Annotated in this window: 12 protein-coding genes; 7 read left to right on the forward strand and 5 right to left on the reverse strand. The window is 56.0% G+C overall.

Features of this window, described 5'->3' with window-relative positions; all coding sequences use genetic code 11:
• Positions 1-4: 4 nt before the first annotated feature.
• The 3 genes from BQ8005_RS03495 to BQ8005_RS03505 all read left to right on the forward strand — a co-directional run bounded on the left by BQ8005_RS03495 (position 5) and on the right by BQ8005_RS03505 (position 2,686).
• Positions 5-595, forward strand: coding sequence for a sugar O-acetyltransferase (locus BQ8005_RS03495; RefSeq protein WP_075317060.1), 591 nt, complete (start codon positions 5-7; stop codon positions 593-595).
• A gap of 110 nt (positions 596-705) precedes the next feature.
• On the forward strand, positions 706-2,067 hold the full coding sequence (locus BQ8005_RS03500; RefSeq protein WP_075318897.1) for an MATE family efflux transporter: 1,362 nt from the start codon (positions 706-708) through the stop codon (positions 2,065-2,067).
• Positions 2,068-2,083: 16 nt separating this feature from the next.
• On the forward strand, positions 2,084-2,686 hold the full coding sequence (locus BQ8005_RS03505; protein WP_021848150.1) for a Crp/Fnr family transcriptional regulator: 603 nt from the start codon (positions 2,084-2,086) through the stop codon (positions 2,684-2,686).
• On the opposite strand, the gene BQ8005_RS03510 is transcribed toward BQ8005_RS03505, so the two are convergent.
• Positions 2,667-3,050, reverse strand: coding sequence for a hypothetical protein (locus BQ8005_RS03510; RefSeq protein WP_159436198.1), 384 nt, complete (start codon positions 3,048-3,050; stop codon positions 2,667-2,669). The genes BQ8005_RS03505 and BQ8005_RS03510 overlap by 20 nt on opposite strands.
• A gap of 149 nt (positions 3,051-3,199) precedes the next feature.
• Here BQ8005_RS03510 and BQ8005_RS03515 point away from each other — a divergent pair, with 149 nt between their 5' ends.
• Positions 3,200-3,886 (forward strand): hypothetical protein, encoded by a 687-nt coding sequence (locus tag BQ8005_RS03515; protein WP_075318899.1) that lies wholly within the window; start codon positions 3,200-3,202, stop codon positions 3,884-3,886.
• A gap of 274 nt (positions 3,887-4,160) precedes the next feature.
• Here the strand turns inward: BQ8005_RS03515 and BQ8005_RS03520 are convergent, their stop codons facing one another.
• From BQ8005_RS03520 to BQ8005_RS03530, 3 genes are all read right to left on the reverse strand, one after another.
• The gene (locus BQ8005_RS03520; RefSeq protein WP_075317062.1) at positions 4,161-4,868 is read right to left on the reverse strand and encodes an ABC transporter ATP-binding protein; all 708 of its coding nucleotides are present in this window, start codon (positions 4,866-4,868) and stop codon (positions 4,161-4,163) included.
• A 78-nt stretch (positions 4,869-4,946) separates the two neighbouring features.
• The gene (locus tag BQ8005_RS03525) at positions 4,947-7,355 is read right to left on the reverse strand and encodes an ABC transporter permease (protein ID WP_075317063.1); all 2,409 of its coding nucleotides are present in this window, start codon (positions 7,353-7,355) and stop codon (positions 4,947-4,949) included.
• Positions 7,356-7,426: 71 nt separating this feature from the next.
• On the reverse strand, positions 7,427-8,821 hold the full coding sequence (locus BQ8005_RS03530) for a DUF4933 domain-containing protein (protein ID WP_075317064.1): 1,395 nt from the start codon (positions 8,819-8,821) through the stop codon (positions 7,427-7,429).
• 177 nt (positions 8,822-8,998) lie between these two features.
• Between BQ8005_RS03530 and BQ8005_RS03535 the strand changes: the two genes are divergently transcribed.
• Both BQ8005_RS03535 and BQ8005_RS03540 read left to right on the forward strand, forming a co-directional pair.
• A complete protein-coding gene (locus tag BQ8005_RS03535; RefSeq protein WP_075317065.1) occupies positions 8,999-10,384 on the forward strand; it encodes a sigma-54-dependent transcriptional regulator in 1,386 nt (461 codons plus the stop codon).
• A 38-nt stretch (positions 10,385-10,422) separates the two neighbouring features.
• Positions 10,423-11,790, forward strand: coding sequence for a sensor histidine kinase (locus BQ8005_RS03540; protein ID WP_075318901.1), 1,368 nt, complete (start codon positions 10,423-10,425; stop codon positions 11,788-11,790).
• Between the two features lie 6 nt (positions 11,791-11,796).
• Here BQ8005_RS03540 and BQ8005_RS03545 read toward each other — a convergent pair whose 3' ends face one another.
• On the reverse strand, positions 11,797-12,768 hold the full coding sequence (locus BQ8005_RS03545; protein WP_075317066.1) for a flavin reductase: 972 nt from the start codon (positions 12,766-12,768) through the stop codon (positions 11,797-11,799).
• Positions 12,769-12,993: 225 nt separating this feature from the next.
• Between BQ8005_RS03545 and BQ8005_RS03550 the strand changes: the two genes are divergently transcribed.
• Positions 12,994-14,310, forward strand: coding sequence for a site-specific integrase (locus tag BQ8005_RS03550; protein WP_075317067.1), 1,317 nt, complete (start codon positions 12,994-12,996; stop codon positions 14,308-14,310).
• Positions 14,311-14,322: the final 12 nt, after the last annotated feature.

Below are 14,322 nucleotides of genomic sequence, written 5' to 3' on the forward strand. Positions count from 1 at the left end.
GCAGATGAAAACAGAAAAACAGAAAGCAGCCGAAGGCCTGCTCTACGATGCCAACAACGACCCCGAACTGCAACAGGAAATGCTACAGACGCGCTGCCTGCTGCATGAGTACAACCTACTGCCGCCCGACCGCACGGACGAGCGCGACCGCCTGATACGCCGCATCGTGCACATGGGCGAAGGCGGATGCATCATCTCACCCTTCTATTGCGACTACGGCTACCACATCCGCATCGGCCGCAACTTCTTTGCCAACACCAACCTCGTCATCCTCGACGGAGCCGACGTCACCATCGGCGACAACGTCTTCATCGCCCCCAACGTGGGCATCTATACCGCCGGCCATCCGCTCGACATCGGCCGCCGCAACGCAGGCCTGGAGTATGCCTACCCCATCCGCATCGGCAACAACGTGTGGATAGGCGGCAACGTGGTCATCCTGCCGGGTGTGACCATCGGCGACGGGGCCGTCATCGGCGCAGGCAGCGTGGTGACGCGCGACATCCCCGCCCATACGCTGGCCGTGGGCAATCCCTGCCGTCCCCTGCGCAAGATTGAAGAGGAGGGATCAGAAAACTCCTGCCGCCCCCGATAGGCTCCCTGCATTAATTATCATTTGTTAATCTTCCGCGCCGAACTTTAGCTTACCTTTGCACCCGCAAAAACGAAAAAGCTATGACAACGAAAAAAGACAATCACACTCCGCTGAAAGACAGCATCGACTTCGGCAGCATGCACATCCCCACCCTGTTCAGGAAGCTGCTGATACCCACCGTGCTGGGCATGGTGTTTTCGGCCATCTTCATCATTACGGACGGCATCTTTGTGGGCAAAGGCATCGGTAGCGACGCGCTGGCGGCGGTCAACATCACCGCTCCGCTGTTCCTCATCAATACGGGCGTGGCGCTGATGTTCGGCATCGGGGCGTCGGTCGTGGCGTCCATCCACCTGTCGCACGGCAAGCCGAAGGTGGCTCGCATCAACGTGACGCAGGCCGTCATCGTCTCGTCCCTGCTGCTCATTGCCTATGCCGCGGCCATCCTGGGCAACGTGGAGCAGGTGGCCCGCCTGCTGGGCAGCAGCGATCGGCTGCTCCCGCTGGCCGTGGAGTACATGTACTGGTTCGTGCCCTTCCTGGTGTTCAGCGCGCTGCTTAGCTCAGGCATGTTCTTCGTGCGGCTCGACGGCTCGCCCAACTATGCCATGACCTGTAACATCGTGGCCGCGCTCATCAACATCTTCCTCGACTGGCTGTTCATCTACGTTCTCCAATGGGGTATGTTCGGCGCCGCACTGGCCACGAGCCTGGGCTACATCTTCGGGGCGCTGATGATCCTCTTCTACCTCCTGCAACGCCGGCACGTCATCCGACTGGAGCGCATCAAGCTGAGCCTGAAGAGCCTGCGACTGACGGTGCGCAACGTGGGCTACATGATGCGCCTGGGCCTCTCCACCTTCCTGTGCGAAGCGGCCATCGCTACCATGATGTTCGTGGGCAATTACGTCTTCATCCGCTACCTGGGCGAGGACGGCGTGGCGGCCTTCAGCATTGCCTGCTACTTCTTCCCCATCATCTTTATGGTATATAATGCCATCGCCCAGTCGGCACAGCCCATCCTGAGCTACAACTACGGAGCGGCACAACCCGAACGGGTGCGGTCGGCCTTCCGCCTGGCCCTGTGGACGGCGGTGGTGTGCGGCGTGGTGGTGTTCCTCATCACGGAGTTCTTCACCGAAGGGATTGTAGGCATGTTTGTCGACACCCATTATCCGGCCTACCGCATCGCCGTGGAGGGACTTCCGCTTTTTGCCGCCGGCTTCGTGTGCTTCGGCGTGAACATCGTGTCCATCGGCTACTTTCAGAGTGTGGAGCGCGACCGTCCCGCCATGGCCGTCACCCTGCTGCGCGGCTTCATTCTGGTGCTGCTGTGCTTCTGGCTGATGCCCGCCGTGATGGGTGTACCCGGCATCTGGCTGGCCGTACCTGCCGCCGAGACGCTGACGCTGCTCTTCGTGCTGACCATCTATTGCCGCGGCAGAAAGAGGAAAGAGAAACTCGGAGAATGAATCAAAAGGAAGAGATATGGAAAAATTCGTCGATATATTCAGCAAGAAATACAACCTGAACAGCAAGGACGCCGCTTCCCTGCTGGCACTGATGGAACCCGTGACCTACCGCCGCGGCGAGATGCTGGTGCGCGAAGGCGAGCTCAACACCTCGTTCCATCTGATAGGCCAGGGCATCTGGCGCGGCTATTACCTGCGCAACGGAGTGGACGTGAGCATCTGGTTTGCCACCACGGGCGAATCGCTTTTCTCCACCCGCGGCTATATGGGCGGAAGGCCGTCGGGTACGTCCATCGAGGCCATGAGCGACAGCCTGCTCTACCGCATCGGCAGGCAGGAGCTGGAGGCCTTCTTCCACTCGTCGGCAGCAGCTGCCAACCTGGGACGGCGGATGTTCGAACGGGAATTTCTGGTATTCGAGGAACGGCTCATCAACGAAGGGGCCACGCAGGCCAAGGAGCGCTACCTGTCACTGCTCGAACGCATGCCCGAGCTGCTGCAACACGTACCGCTGAAGCACATCGCCTCCTATCTCTACATCACCCCCCAGTCGCTGAGCCGCATCCGTGCCGAACTGGCCCGAAAGGCAGGCGGCGAACCTACTCGCCCACGCGAATAATCGCCTGTACCTCTACCACGCCATCATATTCGGCGGCAAATCCTTCGGACGAAGGCCCCATCATCTTCACCTTCAATTCGGCGGAAACAGGGGTGTAGGGTTTGGCATCAGCCGGAAGAGCTTCCTCGTAACGCTTCTTCAGCTCGCCCGAACGGTCGACTACCCAATAGGACAAGGTATCGCCGTCGGGAGTGAACGAGTAGGCTTCGTGCCCCATCACCAGACGGCCGCTACACGTAATTACAGAATCAGGGACGGCAGACGCCGCCTGCGGTACAGCGCCCTCCTGCTTCTGTGAGGCAGGACGGCAGGCAGCCATACACAGGCCCGCCGACACGACAAAAAGAACAGCTAATTTTTTCATGATTATATCGGTTTAGTTATAAAACAGAGCCTAAAATAGGCATTTATCTTTTACAACAACATTTTTAGCGAACAAAGATTTGCCGAATTCATAAAAATTAGTACATTGTGCCGCCATAAACCAAAATGTACAAATACAACCTAATAACCATGAAACGCACCGATTTCTATTTCTGCCTGATTGTAGTGGCGCTGTTCGCACCTTTCGTCCTTTCCCCCAACCTGTATGCGGGCTATCAGTCGTTCAATGCCGAACACGGCATGGTGATGAGCTTCCTGAAGTTTGCCGTCCTCTCCACGCTGGGCGAGCTGCTGGGACTGCGCATCAGCACGGGCCAGTACCTGCGCAAGGGGTTTGGCGTCCTGCCTCGTGCCGTCGTGTGGGGCGTGCTGGGCATGGGCATCAACCTGGCGTTCATCGTCTTCTCCACAGGTGTGCCTGCCGCGGCGGGCTACCTGGGCGTCGATGACCCTGCCGCCATCATGGCAGGCCCCGTCACCCTGAGCAAAGTACTGCTGGCTTTCGCCATCTCCGTCTGCCTGAACAGCATCTTCGCACCCGTCTTCATGACGTTCCACAAAATTACGGACACGCACATCCTGGCAACGGGCGGCACTCTGCGCGGCCTCTTTACCCCCATCCCGATGGGCGACATCATGCAGAACCTGAACTGGCGGGTGCAGTGGGGCTTCGTGTTCAAGAAAACTATTCCGCTCTTCTGGTTCCCTGCCCACACCATCACCTTCCTGCTGCCGGGCGAGATGCGCGTGCTGTTCGCCGCCCTGCTGGGCGTGGCGCTGGGCGTGATACTGGCCGTGGCTGCACGGAAGAAGTAAGGAGGAAGCCCGCCGAAGGCCCTCGAAAGCCTGCGGACAGCTTTCCGCGCACCTCCGTACCCCTACGGAACCCTGCCGACAGCTTTCCGCGCACTTCCGTACCCCTACGGAACCCTGCCGACAGCTTTCCGCACACTTCCGTACCCCTACGGAATCCTGCCGACAGCTTTCCGCGCACTTCCGTACCCCTACGGAACCCTGCCGACAGCTTTCCGCGCACTTCCGTACCCCTACGGAACCTTCCCGACGATCGTCCGCAGCTCCGCGAAGGGCTTCAGAAGCTTCCCGACGATCGTCGGCTGCTTTCCGTCAGGATAACGCCGTCCATCATGCGGATGATGCGGCGTGCCTCGCGGGCGTTCTCTTCGGAGTGGGTCACCATGACTACCGTGGCACCGTCGGCATTGAGTTCCTTCAGCAGGGACATCACTTCGTTGCCGTTGGCCGAGTCAAGGTTACCCGTCGGCTCGTCGGCCAGAATGATTTTCGGATTGGTGACGATGGCGCGGGCAATGGCCACACGCTGCTGCTGACCGCCGCTGAGCTGCTGCGGGTAGTGTTCCGAGCGATGGGTAATCTGCATGCGGTCGAGGGCTCGGTTCACGCGCTCCACCCGTTCGCGGACGGGCACACCGGCATAGAGCAGCGGCAGTTCGACGTTCTCGAACACCGTCAGTTCGTCTATCAGGTTAAAACTCTGGAAAACGAAACCCAGGTTGCCATTGCGCAGGTCGGTGCGGTCGTTTTCCTTCCATCGGGACACTTCCTGCCCCATGAACCACAGTTCGCCCGAGGTAGGATTGTCCAGCAGGCCCATGATGTTGAGCAGCGTGGACTTGCCACAGCCCGACGGGCCCATGATGGCTACAAACTCACCCGGATAGATTTCCAGGTTCACTTCGTTCAATGCGGTTGTCTGCACGCTTTCGGTGCGAAATATTTTGGTCAGGCCCACGGCCTTGATTACGTTGTCTGTTTTCATATTGTTATTTTAATAATTAAGGAATGAAGAATTAAACCGATACTTTAAATTCTTCATTCTTCATTTTTCATTCTTCATTTACTCGTATCTCAGCGACTCCACCGGATTCTGCGACGCCTTACGCCACGTCTGTCCTACGACCGTCAGCAGGGTGATGAGCACCGTCAGCAGACCGGCCAGCAGGAAGAACCACCAGCTGATGGGCGTCTGATAAGCAAACTCGCTGAGCCAGTTGCTCATCAGCCAGTAACCCACGGGGCAGGCCACGACGAAGGCAATACCCACCCAGACGAGATACTCGCGGCAGAACATGCGCACGATGCGGTCGGAATGTGCGCCGTTCACCTTGCGGATGCCTATCTCCTTGGTGCGCTGCTCGGTGGAGAGCGCCACCAGGCCGAACACACCCATCATGGCAATGAGGATGGCCAGCACGGTGAAGAACAGCAACATGCGGCTCTGCTGATGCTCGCGGGCGTAGTTCTGGTTCAGCTTGTCGGAGAAGAACTGGTAGCTGAATTCCTTGATGAAGGCATCGTCGCGCTTGGCAAACTCCTCGAACTTCTCCTTGATGAAGGCCAAGGTCTGCTGCCGCCGTTCGGGAGCTATCTTGATGTACAGATAGCTCAGAGCCTCGGGGTTGTACCAGATGTAGGCAGGCTTGATCTGCTCGCGCATGGACTGGAAGTTGAAGTCCTTCACCACACCCACGATGCGCAGCGGCATTCCCCACTCCGAACGGATTTCCATCCCGATGGGGTCGGCCACCTTCATGGCGCGCCAGGCCGTTTCGTTGATGACGGCGGTCTTGGTCTCACCCTGATCCCAGTAGTTGTTGAAGTCGTCATCCATCAGCTTGCCCTTCACCAACTGCATGCCGAAGGTCTTCACGAAGTCGCCGTCGGCCCACAGCTGCACCATGCGCACAGAGTCGGTGCGTCCGTCCACATCGGTCCACTCCACCTTGCTGCCGTCCTTGTAATTAGTGCCTTCGCCAAAGTTCTCGATGGGCGACGACATGGAGACGCCTTTGATATCGGGATTGCGCAGGAGTTCCTGCTTGAAGTCGCCTACGTTGTACCACAGGCTGGTATAAATGCAAACAATGTTTTCCTTGTCCAGCCCCATGTCCTTGTTCTGCATGTAGTGTAGCTGCTTGAAGACGATGCCCGTCAGCAGCATCAGCACCAGGGCAATAACAAACTGCACGCACACTAATCCGCGTATCAGTCCGCCCTTGCGCCCCGTCTTGCGCCCGCCCTTGAAGGCCAGCAACGGATTGACGGACGAGAGATAGAAAGCCGGATAGCTGCCAGCCAGGCAACCCACACCCACGATGCCGAAAAGCATGTAGAGCACCACGCTCCAACTGGCCTCCAGCCGAAGGTCGGTCTCCATCACCCGGTTGAACAAGGGCAGTGTCAGCTCGGTCAGTGCCATGGCCAACACCAAGGCGATGCATGCCTGCACCATTCCTTCGGACAGGAACTGCCCGATGAGCACACGGCGTTTGGCTCCCGTCACCTTGCGCACGCCCACCTCCTTGTAGCGCAGCGAGGCGCGGGCGGTGGACAGGGTAGTGAAGTTGAACGCCCCCATGAAGATGACAAGCACCGCTAAGGCGATGAACAGATAGACGGTGGAGAGGTTGCCGTGCTTCTCCACGTCGGGGTCGGCAAAACGGGTATGCAGGTAGATGTCGTGCAAGGGCTGGAAGCCGAGACGTACGTTCTTCTCGCCACGGTCGGCCAGCAGGCGGCTCATGGCCTGCGCCTCGCTGCGGAGCATGGTCGATCCTTGCTTCATCTTGACATAGACGTGCATGCTTTCCGTGAAGGTATCCCAATCGATGCTTACGCCTCCCCTGCCATATGCATCCATGGACATGGCCATTTCAAAGCGGATGTGACTTTTGCGGGGAATGTCCACCACGGCTACCACCGTATAGACGTCGTTGGTGAAGCTACCGAACGAATAGGTCAGCTTCTGCCCTACGGCCGAAGACGAACCGAAGAACTTGCGGGCCAGTTCGGAGGAGATAACCACGTTGTTCGGGTTGTCGTTGATGCGTTGGGGAGTACCTTCCACCACGGGAAAGGTGAAGAAACGGAAGAAGGTGCTGTCCACGTAAACTTCGGTCACCGTCATCTTCTTCCCGTCCTCAGCCTCGTAGGAGTGCCGGTCGCCGTACTTGATGGCCGTCGCGTCCTCCACCTGCGGGAATTTCTGCCGGAAGTCCATGGCCAGCGTGCGTGGCAGGCGGGGCGACTCCTTCACCTCCCCGCCCGCTTCGCGGCGAAGCTCCGTCACACGATAGATGCGGCTGCCGTCGCGGAAGCAGTCGTCGTGCGTCAGTTCGTCCACCACCCACAGGTAGATGAGGAAGGCCGCCGTCAGGCCCAGCACAAACCCCATCAGGTTGATGGAGGAGAACAGCAGGCTCCGGCGGATGAGCCGAAGCGCCACTTTGATGTAATGTCTTAGCATAATTCTGTTTTTATTCGGGTTTTACAAATATACTGTTTTCTGTCACTCCCGTCAAAGGGGAGACTTTAGCGTCATTCCATCTGTACAACGACGATTTCCTCATCTTTCCATTGCTTCGACAAGGGCAAGTCGGGCAGCATCTCCTTCAGCCGCTTTCCTTTGAAGCAGGCGGCGGCCCGGTCTCCTATCGTCAACGAAGGCAGGAAAGAGAGTTCCTTCCCTTCTACCTGGAAAGACAGGTTGGCGTAGGTGTATCGGCCATCCTTGTCGGTCCGTCCAGGCAGGCTGAAGAAGTCGCCCGTCTGTTTGTCGTACACCAGTGTATGAAGCGTCACTGTTCCCTGGGTGCGGGCATTGGGCGAATCGTAGCTGCGCGACAGTTGAACCAACAGGTATCTGTTTGTTTCTATCCAGTTATTAATCAGATAATATCCGTCGAGACTGTTATTCAGGCTACCCACCACATACTTGCCCGTGGGGCGTTTCAGGGGGCCGAAGTCCAACCGCCAGACGGCCTTGAGCGTGGAGGCATCCGTCAGCTCGTAGACGGTGTTGTCGTAGGCCATGCGCAGGCGGAGCTTCCCGTCATAATGATAGACGTCAGTATCCTCACCGCTTCGGTAGGTGGAGGTAGGCACGTAGTCCTCGGCATCGTTCACCGTAAATCGGCACAGTGTGTCGCCCTTCTGCCCGAATGTGCAGAGTCGCGAGCTGAAAGCCTCGGTCATCAGCCAGCCGCCAGCCGTAACGGCAAAGGCATTGCCCTGCGTCCTGCCGATGGGCAGCTTGCTGGGCAGGTGGTCGGGTGTCCACGGTTCGGCGGCTTCTGCAAGCACATCCCAGGGCAGGGTGGCGACTGCATATTCATAGCGGAGACGGTCGTCCGCTTCAGTCTCCTGACCGGCATAGAGTCCGCGAAGCTGGCGGGTGGAAGAGTCGTAGCCCACCTGGCTAAGACGCCGTTTGCTGCGTATGCCATATCCGATGCCGTCGCCCATCTTCATTTCGCTGATTTCCACATCATTCTTGAAGAGCACCTTACGCAGTTTCATATCCTTGTCCAGCAGGCAGATACCTTCGTAGTCCGTCAGCAGCCAGCCGTCGTCCACAGGGTTCAACTCCGCACCGAGGCCGTATCCTTCGTAACCCGTGGGATGGAAGGTAAGGGTGCCAAGCTCATTGGGCTTCAACGCCCGTACATTCTTCAGGGCAGCAGGTACGTCGAGCACCCTGCCACCCGTACGGATCATGGTCGGCTGATACTTGATACCCGCGGGTGGGCGGTAATCGGCGGCAAAGGTGTCGAGCGTAGCAGCAACCTGTTGGCGACGGGTTTCCTGTTCGGTAGCCTGTGTCTCCAGTTCCGCCACCGCCTCCTCCCGGCTCATACCCGGACGGCGTTGCCTGCACGAGATTCCTATAGCCAGCAGAAGTAAGGCCAGTAAAGGTAAAGAAAGTCTGTTCATCACGATATACAATGGATTTACAAAGAAAACAGGGCAATATCTGTGCCAAACCTTCAAACTGCTATTCACCAGCCGCTTATCATCGGATAGAGAGATAAAAAACGTCCGAATCCGTACACCAATCGCACGCTACCGTACGGCGTTTATTGAAAAAGAATACGTATCTTTGTACTCACCATGAAAAAAGGAAAGATACTCATCGTAGACGACAACGAAGATATTCTCTTCACACTGAAAATGCTGCTGCGCCCGCTGGCCGAACAGGTGACTACCCTCGACGACCCGCGCGAGATGCTGCCCCTGCTGTCACGCGTCAGGCACGACGTCATCCTGCTGGACATGAATTTCCGCCGCGACGCCGTCAGCGGGCGCGAAGGGTTTGCCTGGCTGGAGGAGATATTGAAACTCGACCCGCAGGCGGTGGTCATCTTCATCACCGCCTACAGCGACACAGAGAAGGCGGTACAGGCCATCAAGCAGGGAGCCACGGACTTCATCCCCAAGCCCTGGCAGAACGACAAACTGCTGGCTACTGTGTCCGCCGCCCTGCAACTGAGTTTCAGCCGACACGAAGTAAAGGTGCTGAAAGAACAAAAGAAGACCCTTGAACAACGTGCCGAAGCGTTGGCCACGCCAGCCGAACCGACACACATCATCGGCGAGTCGGCCGCCATGCAGGCCCTGCTGCAAACCGTGCGCAAGTGTTCGGACACCGATGCCAATCTTCTGCTCTTGGGCGAAAACGGCACGGGCAAGGACCTGCTGGCCCGCTACATCTACGAGCAGTCGCCCCGCCGCACGAGACCCTACGTAGCCATCGACTTGGGCAGCATCCCCGAACCGCTGTTCGAGAGCGAGCTGTTCGGTTACGAGAAGGGTGCCTTCACCGATGCCCGCCGCTCCAAACCGGGACGTATGGAGGCAGCCACGGGCGGCACACTCTTCCTGAACGAAATAGGCAACCTCAGCCTGCCCATGCAGGCCAAGCTGCTCTCCGTCATCGAGCAGCGGCGTGCCTCGCGCCTGGGTTCCACAACCACTTATCCTGTAGACGTGCGGCTGATCTGCGCCACCAATACCGACCTGTATGCCGCCATCGACCGACGCGAGTTCCGCCAAGACCTGCTCTATCGTATCAATACCATCGAACTGCGTCTGCCTCCCCTGCGCGAACGGGGCGACGACCTCTTCCTCCTGGCCGACTTTTTCGTGCAACGCTATGCCCGCAAATATCACAAGGAGATAAAGGGTATCGGCCGCGAAGCACGCCGTCAGCTACAGCAGTACCGCTGGCCGGGCAATGTGCGCGAGCTGGAACATGCCGTGGAACGGGCGGTCATCCTCACCTCGGGCCCGATGCTTGCCGCCCGCGACTTCCACCTGCAAAGCCGCCTGACGCACGAACCGCTAGACGAGAAGGAACGCTACAACCTGGAGCGTATCGAGCGCGAAAGCATCGACGAAGTGCTCCGCCTGTGCAACGGCAACATCACCTTGGCCGCCGAGATGCTGGGCATCACGCGGACGTCGCTGTATCGGAGAATTGAGAAGTATAAATTATAATGAATATGTCCTCTGTGGTGAACAAAAAATTCTGTCAGATGAAAACAACCTCTACCCTCTGGACCCGTATCCCCCTGCTGCTTACCGCCGCCCTACTGGCCTCGTGCCTCCTCACGGCCTGGATGGCGGTACACGGCTTCTATATCAACACGTGCCTGTCCGCCCTGCTGACGCTGGGCATTGCCTGGTCCGTCTGCCGGTATATAAAGCGTACATCACGCCTCATGGAGCAATTTATTCAGTCGGTGCGCTACTCTGAGTTTCCCGAAGCCTTCGGCAGCAACCATACAGGTGGCCATCGCGGCCTGCCGCCCGAATTGCTGGACAGCATGCAGGAGGCTCTGGAGCACTACCGTGCCAACCTGCAACGCAAGGAAGGACGCCTGCTCTACTTCCAGGCCCTGGCCAACCACATCGACACCGCTGTACTAGTCTATACGCCACAAGGTAACATCGAATGGAAGAACGAGGCCGCTACACGTCTGCTGGCCACTGCTGTAAACGAACTACAAGAAGAAACCTGGATACTGAAAGCCCCCAAGACTGTAGATGATTTACGCCTTTTCCATCCCGACCTGCCACAGCTACTACGTGACTTGCGTCCCGGCTCACTCCACGTGATACAGGTACACCAACAGGAAGAAGGAACTCAACTGGCCTTGTCGGGCATGGAATTCATCCTACAAGGACGAAAGCTGGTCATCGCCAGCCTGAAGAACATCCATTCGGCACTGGACACCCAAGAGACATTGGCTTGGCAGAAACTGATACGGGTACTGACCCATGAAATCATGAATTCCGTCACCCCTATTGTCTCCTTAGCCGAATTGTTGGGCAAGCAAGTAGACGGACTGGAAGGTAATGAACAGGAGAAGGAAGACATGCGGCAGATGCTTGCCACCATTGCCCGACGAGGGAATGCGTTGACCCGCTTCGTAGGCAGTTACCGGGAGGTGTCACACCTGCCCCCACCCCTGCTGCAATCTCTCGACGCTACAGCCCTGCTGGAAGATGTCGTCCGCTTCATGCAGACCGAAGACAACGACCTGCACCTCACACCGCCCCCTGCCCCGCTCCGACTATTGGCCGACAAAGGACAGGTGGAGCAGGTACTCATCAACCTGATCAAGAACGCCCGCGAGAACGAAGCCCGTTGTATTACCCTCTCGGCAGGTATCACCTCCACGGGCCGCATCTTCCTCCGCGTGACAGACGACGGCACCGGCATCGAGCCTGAGGTACAGGAACGCATCTTCGTCCCCTTCTTCACCACCAAACCCGGCGGTTCGGGCATCGGCCTCACACTGGCCCGCCAGATTATGCACCAGCACGGCGGCACCATCGACGTGCGTTCCTGTCCCGGCGAGGGAAGTGTATTTACGTTGCTGTTTCCGTACAATTATTAGTCGTTTCTACTGAATGAAGTTGTTGATCCGATTAGCCGGATTGAGTGGGGTCTGGTCAGACAGGACCAGTGACTTGACCATGTGTAATGTTCCCTGCTTGTATCGTTGGAAATGCTCGGATGCGATATGCTTTTCATAAGCCCCTCTGCTCGCATAAGTTTCAAGAATCGTTACCCTACAGGGATTCTCCTTTTCGCTGACCGCATACATCGTCAATACTCCGGGTTCGGTACGCAGAGAGACTTCGCCAACTTCCGCCGCATACTTCATGTACGCATCAAGGTACTGCGGATAGATTTCAATCTTCGACAACCGTACTATACCGTCGGCAGCCATCGGTTCTTTATCACACATGGCAGGTGCTTTGTCCAACTGGAGGCATTTGCCTATCACTTCTCCAGTAGCCAGATAGGAATAGGTCGGGAAATCAAACAACACGGGTTTCATCCGGGTATAGTCGGGCTTTCCATTATCACCAAGGACATCCGGCGAAACATACGTATTGACGACCGAACAGATGAAATTATCGAATCCCTCTGTTTCGTAAATGTCCACTACATTACACTCCATTGTCAGCGGTGAGATATCGATGACAGGTGTACCGTTTTCACCGATATGATACTCGAAAACCTCCGATTTATCAACGGACGCTCCACTTACACTCCCCACATAATCGGCCTTCGGAAGCATTTCGCGGCTTACGAGACTGACGGAGAGTTTTTTGGATTTTCTGATTCCCTGATTGGTATAATGGCTTTTGCTCATACTCAATAGGATTCTGTCATGACCGATGATACCTGTATGCCCTACTACAAGCCAGTTCACTTTGCCTTCTACTTCTGCCCCAACAACTGTCATCGGCTTCGGATAGAGTGCCAGCAAGTTTCCAATGTTCTGTTTCTCTGTTTCCATGATGTTTGAATGATTCGTTTCTCTTTTCTCTGTTGTGTTGCATGACAGCAACCCACAAAAAAGCATGGAACCTAAATCTATGAAATTTTAAGCCTGGTTTTGCCATAAAATGAAAACAAAAGCATAACAAGATAAAATAAAACCGCTGTAACACAGTATTTTTTGAAGTCTATTCGTTGGGAACAATATCTTAAATCATTTTAATCGCTTGCAAGTTTCTTCGGGATTATTGGGAACATTTACGGGAAATACATTATCTTTGCACCCAGAAAGCATAAAACCGACAAGAACATGAAAGCAAGCGTATATCTCAAGGAGGTTAAAGAGAGCGGAAAGACAGGCATGTCCTGCATCTGTTTCCGAGTGCGCGACAAGGAAATCGACATCAAGGTCGCTTCCGGATTGCAGGTGGTCGATAAGTATTGGGACGGCGATGCGCTAAGGTATCGCAGGAACAGCATTGTGGACAAGAATGAGCAGAAGCGCATTCCCGAACAGATTGCCGCCATCATTGAACAGATAGAGACATCCTTTGACCGGAACAAGGCAGACGGAGACTGGCTGAGACAGGTCATTGAGGATGTGCTCCTTCCGAACCTTGCGTATGAGCGTAAGCATCCCAACCTGCTGACAAGACTTTCAGAGTATATCAGTCGGCATGAGGGGACAAAACAGACCAAGGGGCAGATAGAGAACCTGTACCGTAAGCTGACAAGGTATGTGGCCTACAACCGTGAGATTATGGGAGACAAGGAGTTTAATCTTTTTGTCGAGACTATCTCGTTGGAAGACATGAATGACTTCCGTGACTATGTAGCCAATGAGCACCTGATGTATATTGAACATCCGGACTTCTACAAGGATTATATCCCTGCCCAATACAAACCGAAGGAGAAGTCAAACACTACCATCATCAACACGATGAATCTTTTCTGCGTTTTTCTGCATTGGTGCAAGAAGATGGGATATACAAGCAATGAGGCATTCCTGCAGTATGGGTGCAAAGTCCCCGTGTATGGAGATCCCTTCTACCTCTCCATTGAGGAACGCAATATCCTCTATGAGGCAGACCTATCTTCTGCCCCACAGCTGGAGGTCATCCGTGACATCTTTGTCTTCCACTGCTATATCGGTTGCCGGGTGGGCGACCTGTACCGCCTGACAAGGGAGAACGTGAAGGACGGCTTCGTGGAGTACATGCCACAGAAGACAAAGAAATGCGAGGCAAAGACGGTCAGGGTACCGTTGCACGAGAAAGCCCTCCGAATACTCTCCAAATACGAAGGTTCCGATTCAGACAGGCTGCTGCCATTCAAACCTATCTCTATATATAATAATGGTATAAGGGAACTGCTGAGGCATTGTGGGATTGACAGGATGGTGACGGTGCTTGACACCCACGGCTACAAGACCGTTCAAAAGCCCTTGTATGAGGTGGCATCCAGTCATACTGCACGAAAGACCTTTGTCGGCAACCTCTACAAGCAGGTTCCCGACCCCAATCTTATTGCATCCATGTCCGGGCATGTGGAGGGGAGCCGTGCCTTTGCCCGTTACCGCAACATTGACGATGACATGAAACGCAAACTCGTTGAAATGATTAACTAAGAAGCATACAGA

This window comes from Bacteroides togonis (genome assembly GCF_900130135.1).
GTDB lineage: Bacteria > Bacteroidota > Bacteroidia > Bacteroidales > Bacteroidaceae > Bacteroides > Bacteroides pullorum.